The 20,223-nt window shown below is 65.7% G+C and carries 13 protein-coding genes; 8 read left to right on the top strand and 5 right to left on the bottom strand.

Features of this window, described 5'->3' with window-relative positions; translation table 11 throughout:
- The first annotated feature begins 119 nt into the window (after nucleotides 1-119).
- A complete protein-coding gene (locus BES08_RS21860) occupies nucleotides 120-2,489 on the top strand; it encodes a TonB-dependent receptor (protein ID WP_036527094.1) in 2,370 nt (789 codons plus the stop codon).
- A 115-nt stretch (nucleotides 2,490-2,604) separates the two neighbouring features.
- Here the strand turns inward: BES08_RS21860 and BES08_RS21855 are convergent, their stop codons facing one another.
- The gene (locus tag BES08_RS21855; protein WP_236727383.1) at nucleotides 2,605-3,492 is read right to left on the bottom strand and encodes a LysR family transcriptional regulator; all 888 of its coding nucleotides are present in this window, start codon (nucleotides 3,490-3,492) and stop codon (nucleotides 2,605-2,607) included.
- A gap of 96 nt (nucleotides 3,493-3,588) precedes the next feature.
- On the opposite strand from BES08_RS21855, the gene BES08_RS21850 reads away from it, so the two are divergent.
- Genes BES08_RS21850 through fghA form a run of 3 tightly spaced genes read left to right on the top strand, consistent with a single transcriptional unit; the run spans nucleotide 3,589 to nucleotide 5,940 of the window.
- The gene (locus BES08_RS21850) at nucleotides 3,589-4,701 is read left to right on the top strand and encodes an S-(hydroxymethyl)glutathione dehydrogenase/class III alcohol dehydrogenase (protein WP_036527096.1); all 1,113 of its coding nucleotides are present in this window, start codon (nucleotides 3,589-3,591) and stop codon (nucleotides 4,699-4,701) included.
- A gap of 14 nt (nucleotides 4,702-4,715) precedes the next feature.
- Complete coding sequence (locus BES08_RS21845; RefSeq protein ID WP_036527099.1) at nucleotides 4,716-5,096, top strand: VOC family protein; 381 nt, start codon at nucleotides 4,716-4,718, stop codon at nucleotides 5,094-5,096.
- Between the two features lie 4 nt (nucleotides 5,097-5,100).
- Nucleotides 5,101-5,940, top strand: coding sequence for an S-formylglutathione hydrolase (fghA, locus tag BES08_RS21840; RefSeq protein ID WP_036527101.1), 840 nt, complete (start codon nucleotides 5,101-5,103; stop codon nucleotides 5,938-5,940).
- Nucleotides 5,941-6,075: 135 nt separating this feature from the next.
- Here the strand turns inward: fghA and BES08_RS21835 are convergent, their stop codons facing one another.
- Together BES08_RS21835 and BES08_RS21830 are read right to left on the bottom strand one after the other, a co-directional pair.
- On the bottom strand, nucleotides 6,076-6,645 hold the full coding sequence (locus BES08_RS21835) for an Lrp/AsnC family transcriptional regulator (protein WP_008831466.1): 570 nt from the start codon (nucleotides 6,643-6,645) through the stop codon (nucleotides 6,076-6,078).
- Between the two features lie 49 nt (nucleotides 6,646-6,694).
- Nucleotides 6,695-9,091 carry a zinc-dependent metalloprotease gene (locus BES08_RS21830; RefSeq protein WP_231958320.1) on the bottom strand — a complete coding sequence of 799 codons (2,397 nt, stop codon included), beginning with the start codon at nucleotides 9,089-9,091 and terminating at the stop codon, nucleotides 6,695-6,697.
- Between the two features lie 689 nt (nucleotides 9,092-9,780).
- On the opposite strand from BES08_RS21830, the gene BES08_RS21825 reads away from it, so the two are divergent.
- From BES08_RS21825 to BES08_RS21810, 4 genes are all read left to right on the top strand, one after another.
- Nucleotides 9,781-12,675: a TonB-dependent receptor plug domain-containing protein gene (locus BES08_RS21825; protein WP_231958319.1), complete on the top strand. Its 2,895-nt coding sequence runs from the start codon at nucleotides 9,781-9,783 to the stop codon at nucleotides 12,673-12,675.
- 16 nt (nucleotides 12,676-12,691) lie between these two features.
- A complete protein-coding gene (locus tag BES08_RS21820) occupies nucleotides 12,692-14,284 on the top strand; it encodes an amidohydrolase (protein WP_036527105.1) in 1,593 nt (530 codons plus the stop codon).
- A gap of 164 nt (nucleotides 14,285-14,448) precedes the next feature.
- A complete protein-coding gene (locus BES08_RS21815; RefSeq protein ID WP_036527108.1) occupies nucleotides 14,449-16,041 on the top strand; it encodes a peptidase dimerization domain-containing protein in 1,593 nt (530 codons plus the stop codon).
- A 108-nt stretch (nucleotides 16,042-16,149) separates the two neighbouring features.
- Nucleotides 16,150-17,448 carry a D-amino acid dehydrogenase gene (locus tag BES08_RS21810; protein WP_036527111.1) on the top strand — a complete coding sequence of 433 codons (1,299 nt, stop codon included), beginning with the start codon at nucleotides 16,150-16,152 and terminating at the stop codon, nucleotides 17,446-17,448.
- A gap of 4 nt (nucleotides 17,449-17,452) precedes the next feature.
- Here BES08_RS21810 and BES08_RS21805 read toward each other — a convergent pair whose 3' ends face one another.
- Both BES08_RS21805 and BES08_RS21800 read right to left on the bottom strand, forming a co-directional pair.
- Nucleotides 17,453-19,291, bottom strand: a complete 1,839-nt coding sequence (locus tag BES08_RS21805) for a diguanylate cyclase (protein ID WP_008831460.1) — start codon at nucleotides 19,289-19,291, stop codon at nucleotides 17,453-17,455.
- 115 nt (nucleotides 19,292-19,406) lie between these two features.
- Nucleotides 19,407-20,204 carry an SDR family NAD(P)-dependent oxidoreductase gene (locus BES08_RS21800; protein WP_008831459.1) on the bottom strand — a complete coding sequence of 266 codons (798 nt, stop codon included), beginning with the start codon at nucleotides 20,202-20,204 and terminating at the stop codon, nucleotides 19,407-19,409.
- Between the last annotated feature and the right edge of the window lie 19 nt (nucleotides 20,205-20,223).

The following is a 20,223-nucleotide window of genomic DNA, read 5'->3' as shown; positions in this document are numbered from 1 at the left end:
GGGGAACAATGGCCCCGCCACAAGAACGGGGTGATCGCCGGTCATTTCCCGAACCGCGCGGCTCGCAGGCCGCGTGGGGGAACGGCCGGAACGGTAAGACCAATGATGGGGATGATGTGATGAGGCTGCTTTCGTCTGTACTTTTGTGTTCCGCCAGCCTGGCCGGTCTCTCGACCCCCGCCCTTGCGCAAAATGCGGATACTTCCGCTGACGAAGCGGTCGCCGGCAACGTCATCATCGTCCAGGCTCGCCGCCGCGACGAGGCGGTGCAGGATGTTCCGGCAGTCATCGACACGGTTACGGCGGACGACGTGGCCAAGCTCAACATCCGTGACTTCAAGGAAGTCTCCACCCTCGTCCCCGGCCTCCAGCTCACCACCGAGGCGAACGGCGTCGGCGGCGGCGGCCGCCTGCGCGGCGTCAACTTCGACGTCTCGGCCAGCGGCACCAACCCGACGGTCGAATTCTACTTCAACGACGCGCCGATCACGGCGGGCGTGATCCTGCAACAGATGTACGACATCGGGCAGATCGAAGTGCAGCGCGGGCCGCAGGGCACGCTGCGCGGCCGCGCCGCGCCTTCGGGCTCGATCACCATCGGCGCCAAGAAGCCCGACCTCTACTCGGTGGGCGGCTTCACCGATATGACTGCCAACGATATCGGCACGCTCAACTTCAAGGGTGGCTTCAACCTGCCCATTATCGAAGGCATCGCCGCGATCCGCGTCGCCGGTGTCTGGGACGAGAACGAGGCCGACCGCGTCCGCCCGATCACTTCCGCGCGCGATCCCTTCCAGCGCACCAAGAGCGGCCGCATTTCCGCTATCGTGCAGCCCACCGACTGGCTCAAGTTCGAGGGCATGTACCAGAAGATGGACCGCAAGGCCCGTCTCTACGACCAGGTCGCGTCCTTCAGCGAAGTGAACCCCGACGCAGCTGCGAGCCCGGTCTATATCGACAGTTCGGACCGCCGCTCGATCATGGAATCGCCGCGTCCGATCCACCAGATCTACGACATCTACAACTGGCGCGCGGAGGCATCGGGCTTCGGGCAAGTGCTGATCTATCAGGGCCAGCACTATACCCAGAAGATCACCGGCATCGAAAATTCGGACGAGGCCAACTTCTTTTCCGCCGGCACCGTTCAGGATACGTATTCGTCGCCCAAGGCGACCTCGCATGAAGTGCGCCTGCAGAACGACGCGCGCATCGCCGACATCTTCGATTACGTCGTCGGCTTCTTCGACTACAAGAACGACAACCCGACGACCCTCAACCGTCCGACCATCCTGGGCTATCCGACGAGCGCGACGACCGGTGCCATCTTCGGCATCGTCAACACCGCGATCCAGCGTACCAATACCAGCCACGAGCAGTCGTTCTTCGGCAACCTGACCGCGCATCTGGGCGAGGGGACCGAAGTTTCCGGCGGCGTGCGCCACATCTCCTACACTTCGCAGAACGGCTTGTTCATCAATGGCGCCTCGACCGCCACGACCGGTCAGGACGCGAAGAAGTGGATCTACTCGGCTTCGGTGAAGCACAATTTCTCGCCAGACTTCATGGTCTATGCGAGCACGGGAAGCTCCTGGCGGCCCGGTATCAACGTGGTTGGCGATTTCAGCCAGCGCATGTCGGAACTGGAGGAGAGCTTCGTCAACCTGCCGCCGGAAAGCTCCAAGTCCTATGAGCTGGGCTTCAAGAGCACGCTTCTGGGCGGCCGCATGCGCCTGAACGCGACGGCCTACCACCAGAAGTTCAAGAACTATCCGTACCGCACCGGCGGACGCGGGGTCTACTTCGTGGACTACACCAATCCGGCCAACCCGGTGGTGACCCAGTTCAACTTCGTCGGCGCCGTCCCGGTCGAGGTCAACGGCATCGAGGGCGACGTCTCGATCGACGTGATGGACGGCTGGAACCTGGGTCTCGTCGCCAGCTACTCGATCGGCAAGATCAAGAGCGGTACGGTTCCATGTAACGACCTCAACGGGGACGGCGTGCCGGATGTGATCACGTCCGCGCCTTCGCTGCCGGTTCTGCAGGCTGCGGTTGGCAGTGACAACATTTCGGCTTGCCAGGTCAACCAGCGCTCCGGCTTCCAGGCGCCGTTCAGCGCAACGCTGACCAGCGAATACAGCTTCGCGGTGAGCGATCACGTCAATGCGTACGTGCGCGGCCTGTTCAACTTCTTCGGCAGTTCGCGCGTCGACCCGGTGAACATCTACGACAACCTCGGCTCTTACGGTCTGGTCAATATCTTTACCGGCATCCGCGACGCCAAGGGGGCGTGGGAAGTCTCGCTCTTCGCCAAGAACCTGCTGGACACCACCAAGACGCTGACCCGGACCGACCCGCTGTTTACGTCCTATCGCAACATTCTGGCGGGTGGCGCGGCGACCACGTTCACCAGCACTTACAACGGCGTGACCACCACCGCCCCGCGCGAGTTCGGTATCAACGTCCGCTACGCCTTCGGCAGCCGCTGAGACGCCAAGGACTTCGTCATTGCGAGCCGCGAAGCGGAGAAGCAATCCAGGGCAGCTTTACGTTGCTCTGGATTGCTTCGCTCCGCTCGCAATGACGAAGTGAGGCGGACTTTCGCTAATTCGCCGTTTCCCCTGCCAGTAGAGCGGGCAATCGGCGGCGCAGCAGCGCCACGAACAGGCTGACCTTGGGCGACAGGTGCTTGAGGCGCGGATAGACGGCCCAGATCGGCTCGTCGTTCGGGCATTCTCCGGCCAGCACTTCCTCCAGCCGGCCCTCCGCGATCGCCGAGGCCGTGTAGAACGCGGGCAACTGGCATACCCCCATGCCTTCCAGCGCCGCTTCCAGCACCATCGTTCCGTTGTTGCAGCGCCAGCGCCCTTCCGGACGAAAGGTTTCGCCGCGCTGGAAGTGCCAGAGCGCGGCCGAGCCGACGAGACAGTCGTGCTCCTTCAACTCGGCGATGCGTTGTGGGCGCCCCTTCGCGGCGAGATAGGCGGGGGCGGCGACGGTGACCATCGCCCGCGAAGCCACCCGCGTCGCGACGAGGCGCGAGTCCTCCAGATGCCCCGTGCGGATGGCGATGTCGTAGCCGTCGCGGATCAGATCGACGACGTCGTTGTCGAGGTCGCAGGCGATTGCGAGCCTGGGATGCTCACGCGCATACTCGCGCAAAACCGGGCCGATGAACCGTTCTCCCAATGTGTACGAGCAGGTGATGCGCAAGTTGCCGCGCGGGCTACCCTGCGCGGTGACGGCGGCGATGGCGTCCTCGCGCTCGGAGATCAGGCGGCTGCCGGTCTCGTAGAAGATGCGGCCCGCTTCGGTCAGCCCCAGCGAGCGAGTGGTGCGATGGAACAACTGGCTGCCCAGCTTCGCCTCCAGCCGGGAAACGGCGCGGCTCATGTGCGTGACCGAAGCGCCGAAGCTGCGTGCGGCGGCGGTGAAGCTGCCGGTCCGCGCCACCGTCACGAATTCCTCGATGCCGTCCCATGCTCCAATCACGATTTTTTCCACTCGGTTATAATGCTTTTCCCAAGAACCCCATTAACGACAATCCGGCAAGGCGCTAGAACCCGCGGCGAAAAGGAGACACCCCGCATGAAGACCCGCGCCGCCGTTGCCTTCGAGGCGAAGAAGCCGCTCGAAATCGTCGAAGTGGACCTGGAAGGGCCGAAGGAAGGCGAAGTCCTAGTCGAGATCATGGCGACCGGCATCTGCCACACCGACGCCTACACGCTCGACGGCTTCGACAGCGAGGGCATCTTCCCCTCGATCCTCGGCCATGAAGGCGCCGGGATCGTGCGCGCGGTGGGACCGGGCGTCACCAGCGTGAAGCAGGACGACCACGTGATCCCGCTCTACACGCCAGAATGCCGCCAGTGTAAGTCGTGCCTCTCGGGCAAGACCAACCTGTGCACCGCGATCCGCGCCACGCAGGGCAAGGGCCTGATGCCCGACGGCACCAGCCGGTTCAGCTACAAGGGCCAGCAGATCTTTCACTACATGGGCTGCTCGACCTTCTCGAACTTCACCGTTCTGCCCGAGATCGCGGTCGCCAGGATACGTGAGGACGCGCCGTTCCAGTCGTCGTGCTACATCGGCTGCGGCGTCACCACCGGCGTGGGCGCGGTGATCAACACCGCCAAGGTGCAGGTGGGCGACAACGTCGTTATCTTCGGCCTCGGCGGCATCGGCCTCAACGTGATCCAGGGCGCGCGGCTTGCCGGGGCGAACAGGATCATCGGCGTCGACATCAATCCCGATCGCGAGGAATGGGGCCGCCGCTTCGGCATGACCGACTTCCTCAACACCAAGGGCATGAGCCGTGAGGACATCGTCGCCAAGATCGTGCTGATGACCGACGGCGGCGCCGACTACACCTTCGACGCCACCGGCAACACCGAAGTGATGCGCACCGCGCTCGAAGCCTGCCATCGCGGCTGGGGCACCTCGATCATCATCGGCGTGGCCGAGGCGGGCAAGGAGATCGCGACGCGCCCATTCCAGTTGGTCACCGGCCGCAATTGGCGCGGCACCGCGTTCGGCGGCGCCAAGGGCCGTACCGACGTGCCCAAGATCGTCGACATGTACATGACCGGCAAGATCGAGATCGACCCGATGATAACCCACGTCATGGGCCTTGAAGAAATCAACAAGGGCTTTGACTTGATGCACGCGGGCGAATCCATTCGCTCGGTCGTGGTCTTCTGAAGAGGGAAATTTCGATGTTCACGCATATCATGGTCGGCGCCAATGACGTTCCGGCCGCCAAGACCTTCTACGATGCCGTTCTCGGCGCGCTCGGTCATGGCGAGGGCAACTTGATCGGCGAAGGGCACGGCGTCGGATACGCGACGTCCGGCGGCTTCTTCGCGGCGGTGACCCCGCGCGACGGCAATGCGCCGAGCTTCGCCAACGGCGGCACGATCGGCTTTGCCGCACCCGGCCCCGAGGCGGTCGATGCCGCCCATGCTGCAGGTCTCGCTGCAGGCGGCACCTGTGAAGGTGCGCCCGGTCCGCGCGAGATGTTCCCTGGTGCCTACGGCGCGTACTTGCGCGATCCGACCGGCAACAAGCTCTGCATCTGGCAGGCACCGAAGGCCTGATGCGATGAGCCTGGAGACGATTTCCACCAACCGCGGCCACGGCGGCACGCAGGGCGTCTATCGCCACGACAGCGCCGAGACCGGAACGCCGATGACGTTCTCCGTCTTCGTGCCGGACCATGAGCCGGGCACGAAGCTGCCGGTACTATGGTATCTCTCCGGGCTCACGTGCACGCATGCGAACGTCACCGAGAAGGGTGAGTTTCGTGCAGCATGCGCGCAGCATGGCGTGATCTTCGTCGCGCCGGATACCAGTCCGCGCGGCGACGACGTGCCCGACGATGAGAGCTACGACTTCGGCAAGGGCGCCGGCTTCTACGTCGATGCGACGCGTGATCCCTGGGCGCAGCATTTCCGCATGCGCTCCTACATCGAGGCCGAATTACCCGCGCTCGTCGCGCAGCATTTCGCGGTGGACACTGCGCGTCAGGGGATCACCGGCCACTCGATGGGCGGCCATGGTGCGCTGACGATCGCGCTGCGCAACCCGGATCGTTTCCGCTCGGTCAGCGCCTTCTCGCCGATCGTCTCGCCGCTGAACTGCCCCTGGGGCGACAAGGCGCTGACGGGCTATCTCGGCGATGACCGTGTCGGCTGGCGTGCCTATGACGCCTGCGCGCTGATCGAGGATGGCGCGCGCGTTCCCGCGCTGCTGGTCGATCAGGGGACGGCGGACGGCTTCCTCAACGAACAACTGCGCACGCCGCTGCTCGTCGCGGCATGCGAGAAGGCGGGGCAGCCTGCGACGATCCGCATGCAGGAGGGGTACGACCACTCGTACTACTTCATCTCCACGTTCATGCCCGAGCACGTCGCCTGGCACGCGGAGCGCCTTCGCGCCTGACTTTATCTCTTTCGTCATTACGAGCGAAGCAACCTGCCGCGGCAAGGCACTGCACTGGATTGCTTCGCTTCGCTCACAATGACGGAGGGTGTTTCCCTCTGATGCCTTACCGCGGCATGGCGACGCGCAGGGCCATCAACGCCCTGCTAGAATGACCGGGGCGATCTGGCGGCTGGCCACTTCGCGCAGGACGAAGCTGCTGCGGATGCGCCGCACGTGCGGGAGCACCGACAGTTCCTTGCGGTAGATCATGTCGTAGTCCTCCAGCGACTGCACGTTGAGGATCATGAGGAAGTCGGTGTCGCCCGTGACGAAGGCGCAGAACTGCATCGACGGGCTCTGCAGCACGGCGTTCTCGAAGTCCTGCAGCACCGATTCCGTTTGCGCGACAAGTTCGATCGAGACCATAACCAGCGTCCCGTAGCCCAGCGACCGGACGTTGAGGTTCGCGGAGTAATGGGTGATGTAGCCCGCTTCCTCCAGGATCTTGCGGCGACGGGCGACCGCCGTGCTCGACAGATGGACCTTCTCGCCCAGCCACACGTCCGATGCGCGCCCGTCGGAAACGAGGGCACGCATCAGCTTGAGGTCGGTATCATCGAGTTCATGCTGCGCGGGCTTGCCGCGCGCAGCATCCAGCCAGTGCAGTTTACCGGACTGCATATCCATCTTGTTGAGCGCCCCTTTTTTCAACTTCGAAACCATAGTGCCGAATGTCCTTTGGATTTCAAACAAAAGGGCGTGGGAGGGTGCGTTATTCCGACAGAATGTTGTCGAACCATCCGGTATCGCCACCGATCGGCATCCCGGCGGGGATCGGCGGGCGGGGGCGGCTCTGCTTGCCGATCTCCAGTGCGAGGCGTCCAGGGTCGCGCAGCAGCGCGGCCATCGAAATCTGCCACAGCGCATCCTCGGAACTGCCCTTCGCCTTCGCGAAGCCGCTGGCGGTTTCCTTGAGGTAGCCGTCGAGCAGGGCAGCGACGTCGGCGGGGGTATCGGCATCGGCCCGCGCCGCGGCGATCGCCAGCAAGGTCGCCTGCGAAATCCGGCGCGACACCGCATCGCCGTGCGCGGCCACGACCGGGGAGAGCTTACCCAGCAGCGTGCCAACGCCGGGCTGGCCTGCGTCGTAGCCGTGCTGGATGTGCAGGCGCGTCAGGCGCGCCGGTGCGAGCAGGCTGTCGAGCGTGACTTGCGCGGCGACTTGTGCGGCGACGAGCGGATCGAACACCGCCGCGCCCGCGCCGCGCATGACTTCGGGCATAGCCTCGGCGTCGGGGCGGGCGCTGCTGCCGCTCGACAGCATCATCGCGAGTGATGCGGGCACCGTCAGGACGCTGGGCGAAAGCGTGCCGACAAGCGCGTCGATCGCCTCCAGTTGCTGCGCGGCGGGGACCGGAGAGGGCGCGCTGCGCCCGTCGCCGACGACGGCGTATTCATAGTTCACCCCGCCCACCAGCTTGCCGGTGGCGTCGATCGAATAGCGGTGGAACAGCCAGATCGGCACGAACTTGCGCCGCAGGTTGGACAGCGGCTCGCCCGACAGAAGCACGCCGGGGCCGAAGTTCGCCAGCGCGATGCGGCGGACCTCCATCGTGTGGGCAAGGTCGGCTGGGGTGTCGTCGCCCTCGGTCCACATGTTGACGCCGGGCACCGCGAGGTCGGGCGCGCGGCCATCGACGTCGGTGCCGAAGATCAGGCCTGCCTTGTGGATCGCATCGGCCTTGGCGGCGGCTTCCACGTCGCCGTTCACGCCGGGGGCGGGCTGGCCGTAGAGCCAATCGACGGTGAACTTGTCCCACTTACCGATGCCTGCGGCGTAAGCGTCGCCGAGGTCCAGCTTGCCACCGGCGATGGCGACCTTGGGTGCGGGGTAGTCCATCACCGAGGCGCGGTCCTGCAGGCTGGCCTTGAAGTTGTGGACGAAGCCGATCGCATGGCCGACCTCGTGCGCGCCGAGCTGACTGATGCGGGCGAGCGCGGCGCGGACCGGGTCGTTGGGGCCGCCGGTGTTGTTCTGTGCGGTGCCGACGAGACCCTCGAAGATGGTGATGTCCTGCCGTACGCGCAGGGCGCCAAGCACGACCACGCCCTTGACGATCTCTCCGGTGCGCGGGTCGATCACGCCGCCGCCGTAGGACCAGCTGCGGTTCTGGCGGTCGGTCCAGTTGACCACGTTGTAGCGCACGTCCTGCGGATCGACGCCGGGGGGCAGGATCTCCACCTTGAAGGCATCGACGAAGCCCGCCGCGTCGAAGGCGTCGGCCCACCAGCGCACGCCGTCGGCCAGCGCGGTGCGGATCGGATCGGGCGCGGCGCTGTCGATGTAGAAGACGATCGGCTTCTTGACCGGAGAGCGCGCGGCGGACGGGTCGGTCTTCTCCAGCCGGAAGCGGTTGGAATATTCGACCAGCATCGGCGTGCCCAGCGGCGTGCCGAAGTCATAGGCTTGCGTGGCGTGGCTGCCCGACCGGATGTCGAACTTGCGCGGCACGAAGCCGGGTTCGGGCAGCGCGATCAGCGAGGAATGGACGGTGACGCTGACCGCGCGGCCATCGGGGGCGAGCGTATCGAGTTCGCGGCCCGCACTGTCGGCGGTGAAGGTCTGGACCGTTTCGAGTTCGACGTTCTTCGGGAAGACCTTCACCGAGGCGGGATCGAGCGCGCTGAGCTTTTCCGACAGCTTGTAGCCCTTGGCGCTTTCGCCGATCGCGCCTGCCAGGTCCATCGCGTCGGTCATCAGCAGCGGGGTGAGGTCGACGGTGACGCCGCCTCCAGCTTCGCTCACCACGTCGAGCATGGCAACGGTGCTGAACGGGAAGCTGGCCTTTGCGCCCATCTGCACGCCCGCATCGCCGCTGGCGCGGAAGCGCGGGTTCTCGAACAAGACCGCCACCTTGCCGCCCATGCGGCGGAAGGCGAGCACCTTGGTATCGCCCTGCATGCCCCGGTCGATGCGGATCGCGGCGGAGCCGAGGCCGGTCTTGATCGCCTGCGTGAACAGGTAGCGGCCCGAGGTGCCGTCGGCGGCGGGGGCGGGCAGGGTGAACAGCACCTTGCCCTTGGCGGCATCAACCTGCACCGGCAGCAGCGAACCATCGGGCGAGGAGGAGACTGGGGCGGGCGCGGCCCATGCCGGAACAGCGGTCATGCAAGCTGCAAACGCGCAACTCGCGGCGAGGACGGGCTTCATGCGGGCGACGAATGACATCGTGAGTATTCCCCCTGTGGAGCTGGTGGCGAGCGCGTGAACCCCTCATCTCGCCGTTGCAGCAAAGCCTAGCGCAAACCTCGCGCAGCTTCCCCGAACTTATCGGGGTGGAATGGCGCGTCGTTGATGGAATCCTGCGCAGAGGATGAAAAAGCCGCGAAAATCATGCGCGAGTGCTCGGTCGCCTGCACAAGTCGCCTACCGCATCGGCGATGCTGCGCTGCATTTCGCGAATCACGGCGCGATCGGGTTCGGGAAAATGCGCGGGTTCCCGAGCACCCGCACCAATCTTGCGTAGATCACGATATTAACGCTGAAATCCATCAAGCGATCGGCAAAATAGCCGCAACTTTATTGGGATCATTCGCCCCCTTCCGGATAGTATCGACGGCATCAGGCAGCGATCCGGATCGGGGGCAAACCGAAATCCAAGACGGACACTGCCGGATGATGGGGTTCCCGCAAGGGTAGGCGGGAACGGGGAATACGGGTCTTTCATCAAGCGCTTTGCCGGCGGCACCGCGAGGGCGGTGAGCACATCCGTGTGCCTGGAGGAACCACGTCCATTCCCCGTCCATCGGGATGAGGGCGCCTGTGGCGAGAGATTCGGTCACAGGGAGTTTTTCGCGATGCGCAATGTAGTCCAGGCCTCGGGCCGATCCTCGCAGCGCCGAGGCATGATGGAAAGCTTTTCAGCGCGTTCGGTCCGTGCCCTGCTGCTGGCAGGCGCGGCAGTGCCGCTGCTGCTCGCCGCTCCGGCCATGGCGCAAGGCGCGCCGACGCCTGCGGATGAGGAGCCGGTCAACGACATCGTCGTCACCGGTTCGCGCATCGTCGGCGACGGCTACAGCGCGCCGACTCCGGTCGCGGTGCTGGGCGAAGCGGACATCGCCGCGCAGGCCCCCGCGAACATCTCCGACTTCGTGAACCAGATGCCCGCCATCGCCGGTTCGGGCACTTCTGGCACGGCATCAGGCGGGCTTTCGAACGCGGGTGCGGGCATCAACTCGATCGGCCTGCGCGGGCTGGGCGTCGGCCGCACGCTGGTGCTGGTGGACGGGCAGCGCTCGGTCGCCTCGACCGTGGGCGGCACGGTGGACATCAACACCATCCCGCAGGATCTGGTGAAGCGGGTGGAAGTCATCACCGGCGGCGCTTCGGCGGCCTATGGTTCTGACGCGGTGGGCGGCGTCGTCAACTTCATCCTCGACACCGGCTACAAGGGCTTCAAGATCGGCGCCGACACCGGCATCTCGACCTATGGCGACGCCTTCAACTACCGCTTCACCGGCACCGCGGGCTTCTCGCTGCTGGACGACCGGCTGCACCTGCTCACCAACGTCTCCTACTTCAAGCAGAACCGCGAGGAGGGGATCGACCGCGACTGGAACAATTCCGGCTACTTCCAGATCAACAACCCCGCCTATACCGCCACCAACGGCGAGCCGCAGCGCCTCGTCGGCAGCGGCATCGGTCCGGCGGGCTACACCTCGGGCGGCCTCATCACCAGCGGCCCGCTGCGCGGCACCTATTTCCTTGGCGAGGGGCAGACCGGGCAGCTCAACTATGGCACCGTCTCCAGCCCGTGGATGATCGGCGGCGACTGGCAGACCACACTCGCCGGCCATGTCGGCACCAACACCCTCGTTCCGCTCGATGAACGCCTGAGCGCATTCCAGCGCGTCGGCTTCGAGATCACGCCCGACATCGAGATCTTCGGGCAGTTCTCCTACAACCGCTCGGTCAGCGCGTCCTCGTACCAGCAGACTCCCAGCACCGGGGTGACCATTGCGGCGGACAATGCCTACCTGCTCAGCCAGTACCCCACCGTCGCGGCGCAGATGGCGACGCAAGGGCTGTCCTCGATCACGGTGGGCACCTCCAACGCGGGCTTCCCGATCCCGGGGAGCAACATCAGGCGTCAGGTCTATCGCGGCGTAATCGGCGCCAAGGGCAAGTTCGACCTGTTCGACAAGCCCATGAACTGGGACGTCTACTACCAGAAGGGCGTCACTAAGGCGCGCGAGGAGCTGACCAACACCTGGATGAACTCGCGCATGGCTCTGGCGCAGGATGCAGTGTTCGACGGTTCGGGCAACATCGTGTGCCGCTCTACCCTGACTAATCCGGGCAACGGCTGCGTGCCGATCGACCGGCTGGGCACCAATGGCCCTTCGCAGGCGGCGCTCGACTACATCTACAACGACGGCAACCAGCCGCTGCGCCACCAGACGATCAAGCAGGACGTCGCCGCCGCCACCATTTCGGGCAAGGCCTTCGCGCTTCCCGCCGGCGATATCGCCTTCGCTACCGGCGTCGAGTGGCGGCGCGAGCAGATCAACGGTTCGGTCGATCCGGTCTTCAACTCGGGCTGGCTCTACGGCAACTTCCGGGTCAACCAGGGCAAGTACGACGTGGCCGAGGGTTTCCTCGAACTCGACGTGCCGATCTTCGACGGGATGAACGTCAACGCCGCCGCGCGTGGGACGCATTATTCCACGTCGGGCTGGGTCGGCACCTGGAAGGTCGGCGCCAACTGGCAGGCGCTGGACTCGCTGCGCTTCCGCGGCACGCTGAGCCATGACATCCGCGCGCCCAACCTCGATGAACTGTTTGCTGCGGGCACTGCGCGTACCAATTCGGTGATCATCCCGACGGGCGCGAATGCCCCTCAGACCGGATCGCTGCAGTTCGTGCAGAATGCCTTCGGAAACCGTGCGCTCAAGCCCGAAGTGGCGGACAGCTGGACGCTGGGCGCGGTGTTCGAGCCCAGCTTCCTGCCGGGCGTCTCGCTTTCGTTCGACTACTACGAGATCAAGATCAAGGACGCGATCGGATCGATCACCGCGCAGCAGACGGTGGATCTGTGCTATGAACAGAACATCACCTCCTACTGCCCGAACATTCACTTCGTGAACGGGCAGCTGAGCACGATCGACCTCACCCCGATCAACTTCGCCCGCCAGCAGACCAAGGGCTTCGACATCGAGGCCAGCTATACCGCGCAGGTGGGCCCCGGCACCCTGCGCCTGCACGGGCAGGCCACGCACTATATCGAGAACGTGGTCGACGACGGCATCAGCTTCCCGATCGACTACGCGGGCGTGCTGGCGGGCGGCACGTATGCCTCGCCCGACTGGGTCTACCGCGTCAGCGCGTTCTACGATATCGATCCGGTCAGCCTGAACCTGGTGGCGCGGGGCTTCACCGACGGCGTCTACGGCAACGACTGGATCGAGTGCGATGGCGACTGCCCGGCCAGCACCGCACAGTACCGCACGATCAACGACAACTCGATCAAGGGCGCGGTCTACTTCGACGCCTCGGTGGACTTCAAGTTCCCGACGATGGGCGACGGCATCGGCCACCTGACCTTCATCGTGAACAACCTGCTGAACAAGGACCCGGTGCTCGTCGGCAACGGTCCGGACGGCAACAACGTACCCGCTTATGCCCAGACCAACCGCAGCCGCTACGACGTGATCGGCCGCACCTTCCGCGTCTCCGCCAAGGTCGAGTTCTAAGAGAGGATTTCGGATCATGAAGACCGTCAAACGCGCCGCGCTCGCCGCCGCCCTTGCCACCACCGCGATGATGGGCGCCCCTGCCCATGCCGCCGCGCCGCAGCCGCTCAAGGACGAGGTCGCCAAGGAAGTCGAGGCGCAGCGCAAGCAGATCCAGGTCATGGTCGACCAGATCTTCAGCTTCGCCGAACCCGGCTTTCAGGAAGTGAAGACCAGCGAATACCTCACCGGCATCCTCGAAAAGAACGGCTTCACGGTGACGCGCGGGGTGGCGGGCATTCCCACCGCCTTCACCGCCACCTGGGGCAAGGGCGGGCCGAAGATCGCGCTGGGCAGCGACATCGACGACGTGCTCGGCGTGTCGCAGACCCCCGGCCTGCCGTATCTCAAGCCCATCGTCGAAGGCGCGCCGGGGCATGGCGAGGGCCATAACTCGGGCATGCCGCTGATGGTCGCCGCGGCCATCGCGGTGAAGAAGGTGATGACCAAGCACGGCCTCGAAGGCCGCCTGATGCTCTGGCCCGGCGTCGCCGAGGAGCTGCTGGCGACCAAGGCCTATTACGTGCGGGCTGGGCTGTTCAAGGACGTGGACGCCTCGATCTTCACCCACGTCAGTTCCGATTTCTCGACCGGCTACGGCGAGATGGGGAACAACGGCATGGTCTCGGTCGAATACAGCTTCAAGGGCAAGACCGCGCACTCGGCGGGCATGCCGTGGGAGGGGCGCAGCGCGCTCGACGCGGTGGAGATCATGGACGTCGCGTGGAACTTCCGGCGTGAGCACCTGCCGCTGACGCAGCGCTCGCACATGATCATCACCAACGGCGGCGGCCAGCCCAACGTGGTCCCGGACAAGGCCAGCATCTGGTACTTCTTCCGCGAGCGGACCTTCGCCGATATCCGCAAGCTCTACGAGACCGGCAACGACATCGCCAAGGCCGCCGCGCTCGCCACCGGCACTACGGTGAGCCAGCAGACGCTGGGCTATGCCGCGCCCAACTTCGGCAACAAGCCGCTGGCCGAAGCTGCCTATGCCAACATCAAGGCGGTCGGCATGCCGCAGTGGAGCCCCGACGACCAGGCTTTCGCCAAGGCCGCGCAGACCTTCAACGACCGCAAGATCGAGCCGCTGAAGTCGGAAGTCGCCGAACTCTCGACGCCGGAGAACCGCAAGCCCTCCACCGGTGGCGGCTCGGACGATATCGGCGACATCATGTGGGCGGTGCCGACGATCACCATCCGCTTCCCCTCGAACATCCCCAACATGATCGGCCACAATTCCACTTCGGCTTTCGCCATGGCCACCCCGATCGCGCACAAGGGCGTCGAGGCGGGCGCCAAGGCGGTAGCGATGACCGTGCTCGACATCCTGACGACGCCGCAGCTGGTCACCGACGCCAAGACCTATTTCACCGACGTCCAGCTGAAGACCGACACCTACGCGCCGGTGCTGACCGACAAGGACGTGCCCGCGATCTGGCTGAACGAGCGCAACATGCAACTCTACCGGCCGATGATGGAGAAATACTACTACAACCCGGCGAAGTACCCGACCTACCTCGACCAGCTGGGCGTCAAGTACCCCACCCTGACGAAGCCGGCGGAGTAATCGGGATGCGCAGCAACACACATTCCTCTGCCTCCCCCACCCCCGTCATTGCGAGCGGCGAAGCCGCGCGGCAATCCAGGGCAGAGCCGCGCCGCTCTGGATTGCTTCGCTACGCTCGCAATGACGAGCGAGGGGGGGACGACCGGCGCCCTGGCGGGTACGGGTTGCGTACCTTGATCGCCGCCGCCCTTGCTGCGGCCTCGCTCATTCCCGGAGCGGCGCAGGCGGCTGCCGACCCGGCGCTCAAGCAGGAAGTCGCCGCCGCCGTCGAGGCGCAGCGCAAGCAGATCCAAGTCATGGTGGACGAGATCTACTCGTTCGCCGAACCCGGCTTTCAGGAGGTGAAGACCAGCGAGTACCTCGCCGGTATCCTCGAGAAGAACGGCTTCACCATCGTGCGCGGCGTGGCCGGTGTCCCCACCGCGTTCACCGCGACATGGGGCACCGGCGGGCCGAAGATCGCGCTGGGCAGCGATATCGACGGGCTGCTTGGCGTCTCGCAGGTGCCCGGCGTGGCGGAGGTCAAGCCGCTAACCGAGGGCGCGCCGGGGCATGGCGAGGGGCATAACTCGGGCATGCCGCTGATGGTCGCCGCCGCGCTTGCCGCCAAGCAGGTGATGACGAAGCACGGGTTGCAGGGCCGCTTGATGCTGTGGCCCGGCGTCGCCGAGGAACTGCTGGCGACCAAGGCGTACTATGTGCGCGCGGGAATGTTCAAGGACGTCGACGCCTCGATCTTCGCGCACGTCAACACCGGGTTCGGCACCGGCTGGGGTGATCTTGGCCTGACGGGCATGATCTCCGTCGAGTACGAGTGGAAGGGCAAGACCGCCCACTCGGCGGGCATGCCGTGGGAGGGCCGCAGCGCGCTCGACGGCGTGGAGCTGATGGACGTCATGTGGAACTTCCGGCGCGAGCATCTGCCGCTGACGCAGCGTTCGCACGACGTCATCACCAACGGCGGCGGCCAGCCCAACGTGGTGCCCGACAAGGCGAGCAGCTGGTACTACTTCCGCGACAAGGACTTCGCCTCGCTGCGCAACCTCTACGAAGTCGGCAACCAGATTTCCGAGGCTTCGGCGCTGGCCACGGGCACCACGGTCAGCCGCAAGGTGCTGGGCTTCGCCGCGCCGAACTACGGCAACAAGCCGCTGGCCGAGGCGCTCTACGCCAATATCGAGACGGTGGGCGTACCGCAGTGGTCCGCCGCCGATCAGGCCTTTGCCAAGGCGGTGCAGGTGAAGAACCACCTCAAGGTCGCGCCGCTGCCCGACAAGGTGGCGCCGCTCTCCACCCCGGACTTGCGCGGCGATGCCAGCTTCGGCGGCTCGGACGACATCGGCGACGTGATGTGGACGGTGCCGACGGTCACCATCGGCTATCCGGCGAACATTCCCAACGTGATCTTCCACCACGCCACCGCCGCGATGGCGATGGCCACGCCGATCGCGCACAAGGGCACCGTCGTCGGCGCCAAGGCGGTGGCGATGACGATCCTCGATCTCGTCACCACGCCGCAGATCATCACGGAGGCCAAGACCTGGATGAAGGACGTCCAGCTCAAGGACCAGAAGTACGATCCGCTGATCGCCGCCACCGACATGCCCGCGATCGACCGCAACGCGCGCACGATGGCGCAGATCCGCCCCGCGATGCAGCCCAGCTACTACGATCCGAAGAAGTACGATTCCTACCTCCAGCAACTGGGCATCGATTACGAGGCTTCGGGTCGCGAAACCTCCGGCGCGGGCAGCTAGCCCCCCAGCGCGCCAACCGGCCGGGGTCACGAACACCCTGACAAGAGCCAACTGCCCCGGCCGGTTCTTTTCCTTACGATATCCTCCTTCCCACGAAGGGACCTGCAGATGGCACGCATCATCGTCATCGGCGCCGGCATCACCGGCGTCACGGCCGCCTACGCCCTGCTTTCGCGCGGGCACGAGGTCACCCTGGTCGAACGGCACCGCTACCCGGCGATGGAGACGTCCTTCGCCAATGGCGGGCAGCTTTCCGCCAGCAATGCCGAAGTGTGGAACTCCATGGCGACGATCACCAAGGGCCTGCGCTGGCTGCTGCGCCCCGACGCGCCGCTGCTGTTCAACCCGCGCCCCTCGCTGCACAAGTATTCGTGGATGGCGCAGTTCGTCGGCGCCATCGGCAGGCACCACGCCAACACCGTGGAAACCACCCGCCTTGCCATCGCCGCGCGCCGTCACCTGTTCGACATTGCGGAGCGCGAGGGCATAGATTTCGACCTCTCGCGCTGCGGCATCCTCCATTTCTATCGTAACGCCGAGACGTTCGAGGCGGCCCGGCGTGGCAACGTGCTGCTGCGCGAAGGCGGGCTGGAGCGCGAGGAAGTCTCGCCCGCCGATATCGCCCGCATCGAACCGATGCTCAGGGGCGATTTCTGCGGCGGCTTCTTCACCCCGTCCGATTCCACGGGGGACATTCACAAGTTCACCACCGGCCTCGCCCGCGCCTGCGCCCGCCTCGGCGCGCGGTTCGTGCTGGGCGGCGAGGTGGACGGCATAGCGCTTCGGCCCGACGGCGTGTCGGTCCGGCTGCAGGCGGCGGGCGGCCTTGGGGAAGGATCCGATACCGGCCGCCTGCAGGACTTTTCGACCGATGATCTCGGTGCCGAAACGGTCGTAGAGGGGGACATGGTGATGGTCTGCGCCGGGGTCGCCAGCCGCGCGCTGGCGGCAAAGCTGGGGGACCGAGTCAACATCTACCCGGTCAAGGGCTACTCGATCACCGTCATGCTGAACGACGACGAGAGCCGCGCCGCCGCGCCCGAGGTCAGCCTGCTCGACGAGGACGCCAAGATCGTCACCAGCCGCCTCGGCGCGGACCGTTTCCGGGTGGCGGGCACGGCGGAGTTCAACGGCTTCAACCGCGACATCCGCGCCGACCGCATCCGCCCGCTGGTCGACTGGAGCGAGCGGCACTTCCCCGGCATGAGCACGCGCCAGGTGGTGCCGTGGGCGGGCCTCAGGCCGATGACGCCGACGATGATGCCCTTCGTCGGCCGGGGACGGCATCCGCGCGTGTTCTACAACACCGGGCATGGGCATCTGGGCTGGACGCTTTCGGCGATCACGGCGGAACTGGTCGCGCAGATGATCCCGCCGGATGAGGCCGAACAGCGCCGCAGCGCCTGAGGCGTCAGGCCGTCAGCGTTTCCGAACGCGCGTCCACGAGGACCCGGTTGCGCCCTTCGCGCTTGGCACGATAGAGCGCGGCGTCGGCGGCCTTTATAAGCGTGGAGCCGTCGCGCTCCATGCTGTCCTCCCACGATGCGATGCCGAAGGACATCGTCAGCGATCCCAGCGCGCGGCCGCCCTGATGGACGATCAGTTCACTGATCGACTGGCGCACGGCGTCCACCCGTGCGGCGAGGGTGACTGCCGAAGTGCCGGGTGCGATGATCGTGAATTCCTCGCCGCCGAAGCGGCAGACGACGTCGCCGTCGCGGAAGCGGCTGCGCATTTCTGTCGCCACCGCCTGCAGCACGGCGTCGCCGGCATCGTGGCCGAACTCGTCGTTGAAGCGCTTGAAGTGATCGACGTCGCACATGACGAGGCTGAGCGGGCTGCCTGAACGCGAGGCTCGGGCGATTTCCAGCGCCAGCGTCTCTTCCATGTAGCGCCGATTGAACAGGCTGGTGAGCGGATCGCGGATGGTCTGCTCGCGCAGACCGCGCTGGAGGCGGTGGTTGACGAGGGCGGAGGCGATGTTCTCGGTCAGCACCGTCAGGCGGAAACGGTTCTCGGTTCCGACCACGCCCTTGAGGTAGAGCACGCCGATAACCTCGCCTCCCGCCAACAGCGGTTCGCAATGGTAATGGTCGGTCTGGTTGCCGACATGGGCGCAGACGATGTCGGAATCGGGCTCGACGACGAAGTGGCTCTGGCCTCGGCGCAGAGCCCAGCACTGATCGGGCGCGAAGCCTGATGAGGCAACATCCAGCCCACCCCAGGCCGCGATCGGCACCAGCAGGTTGCGCGAATTGTTGTGGGCGTAGAGCGCGCCCGGGATTTCGGGTAGCACGCGCGGGACGAAGACGCGGATGATCGATGCCAGTTCGTCGTCGGTGCGGGCGGCCTGCATGCGATGGGCCATGCCGCCGAGCAGTTCGATCACCTCGCCACGTTCGCGCAGGACTTCGGTGTTGCGGCTGAGTTCCGCATTGGCGACGTGGAGGCGATCCTGGCTTTCGTGCTGGTCGGCGACGGCGCCCTCCAGTTCCTCGGCCATGGCGTTGTAGCCGTTTGCCAGCCGTTCGAACTCGCTCGATTCCATGTGGGCATCAATGCGCGCGGCGCGGTCGCCCGCGCCAAGCTGGCCCATGACCGTCATCATCGCATCGACCGGGCGGCGGATGCGCCGGATCAGCGTGGCCGCGGTGTAGCCGACGAAGATCATCGTCAGCGGCACGCCGCCCAGCACCAGCCAGGTGATGTAGCTCAGGCGTTTGTCCACAACGTCGGTTCGCGTCGTCGACAGGGCGCGTTCCTCGTTGAGCAGGTCGCTCACGCGCGCCTCGACGAGTTGCATGAGATAGCGCCCGCGTCCCGATGCGACGGCGGCCTGTGCGCCGGTGAAATCACCCGCGCGGGTCTGCTTGGCGATCTGCTCCAGCAGGTCCGCGCGCTGGCCGATGAGGGTGCGGATCTGGACGGCGCGGTCGTTCTGGGCGGGATTGTCCTTGGTGAGGATGACAAGCTCGCCTGCCGCCGCTCGCGCCGCGCCGACTTCGGCCTCTACCGTCTCGCCGAATTCGGGGTTGTGCGTAAGGGCAAAGCCACGCTCGCCGGATTCCGCTTGTTGCAGATGCCCCATCGCGCGGTTTGCGGTCTTGAGCACCTGCGAAGAATGGATGACCCACGCGAGGCTGGCGCGCGTCTGCGCGGACCCTTCGAGCAGCAACCCTGCGAGCAGTGCCAGCAACAGGCACAGCACGCTGCACAGGATGACGATGCGACGCGACAACGACCCGACCAAGGGAATCTCCGTATAAGCGGGAGATAGAGCCCTCGGTCATCTGCCGCCGCGTTGCAATCGAAATTACAAAACTGAAATGTGACTTGAACGCGGCGGCAGGCGGTCTATCGGCACGTCAGGCGATGGTCGGCACGATCCCGCCTTCGACGCGGATCGCCGCGCCGTTGGTGATGGCGCCGAGCGGGCTGGCGAGCAGCGCGACCTGCGCCGCGATCTCGTCAGCTTCGATCAGACGGCGGATGAGCGACAAGGGGCGCAGCTTGGCGAAGAATTCCGCCTCGCGCTCGGCTTCCGGCGCATCCTTGTTGTCGACGACCGAACGGATGAACTCGACGATGCCTTCCGAGCGCGTCGGCCCGGGCATGACCGAATTCACCGTCACGCCGGTTCCGCGCGTCTGCTCTGCAAGGCCGCGCGCGATCGCTAGTTGGGCGGTCTTGGTCATGCCGTAATGGATCATCTCGCCGGGGATCACGAGCGCGCTTTCGCTGGCGATGAAGATCACGCGGCCCCAATCCTGTTTCAGCATCTTCGGGAAGTAGTGGCGGGCAAGGCGCGCGCCGCTGACGACGTTGACTTCGAAGAAGTGGTGCCAGTCCGCGTCGGTGATCTCGGTGAAGGGCTTGGCTTCGTAGATGCCGAGGTTGTTGACGAGGATATCGGCCTGCGGGACCGCGGCGATCAGGGTTTCGGCACCCTCGGCGGTTGCAGGGTCGGCGAGCACGGCGCGTACCTTGCCGCCGTTCGCCGCCGCCGCGCCGACTTTGGCTGCGGCTTCGTCGAGTTTCGCCTGATTGCGGCCGGAGATGACGACGTCCACGCCCTCGGCAGCGAGGCGCTCGGCGATGGCGAGGCCGATGCCGGCGGTCGAGCCGGTGACGAGTGCGGACTTGCCGGTGAGCTTGAGATCCATGACGTGATGTTCCTTCTGG

The organism is Novosphingobium resinovorum, assembly GCF_001742225.1.
Lineage (GTDB): Bacteria > Pseudomonadota > Alphaproteobacteria > Sphingomonadales > Sphingomonadaceae > Novosphingobium > Novosphingobium resinovorum_A.
This window is presented reverse-complemented; position numbering and strand designations above follow the sequence as displayed.

Bases quoted from the DNA above. Each gene is read 5' to 3' on its own strand.
- BES08_RS21860 (WP_036527094.1), top strand. From the start codon at position 120: ATGAGGCTGCTTTCGTCTGTACTTTTGTGTTCCGCCAGCCTGGCCGGT.
- BES08_RS21850 (WP_036527096.1), top strand. From the start codon at position 3,589: ATGAAGACCCGCGCCGCCGTTGCCTTCGAGGCGAAGAAGCCGCTCGAA.
- BES08_RS21845 (WP_036527099.1), top strand. From the start codon at position 4,716: ATGTTCACGCATATCATGGTCGGCGCCAATGACGTTCCGGCCGCCAAG.
- fghA (WP_036527101.1), top strand. From the start codon at position 5,101: ATGAGCCTGGAGACGATTTCCACCAACCGCGGCCACGGCGGCACGCAG.
- BES08_RS21835 (WP_008831466.1), bottom strand. From the start codon at position 6,645: ATGGTTTCGAAGTTGAAAAAAGGGGCGCTCAACAAGATGGATATGCAG.
- BES08_RS21830 (WP_231958320.1), bottom strand. From the start codon at position 9,091: ATGACCGCTGTTCCGGCATGGGCCGCGCCCGCCCCAGTCTCCTCCTCG.
- BES08_RS21825 (WP_231958319.1), top strand. From the start codon at position 9,781: ATGCGCAATGTAGTCCAGGCCTCGGGCCGATCCTCGCAGCGCCGAGGC.
- BES08_RS21820 (WP_036527105.1), top strand. From the start codon at position 12,692: ATGAAGACCGTCAAACGCGCCGCGCTCGCCGCCGCCCTTGCCACCACC.
- BES08_RS21810 (WP_036527111.1), top strand. From the start codon at position 16,150: ATGGCACGCATCATCGTCATCGGCGCCGGCATCACCGGCGTCACGGCC.
- BES08_RS21800 (WP_008831459.1), bottom strand. From the start codon at position 20,204: ATGGATCTCAAGCTCACCGGCAAGTCCGCACTCGTCACCGGCTCGACC.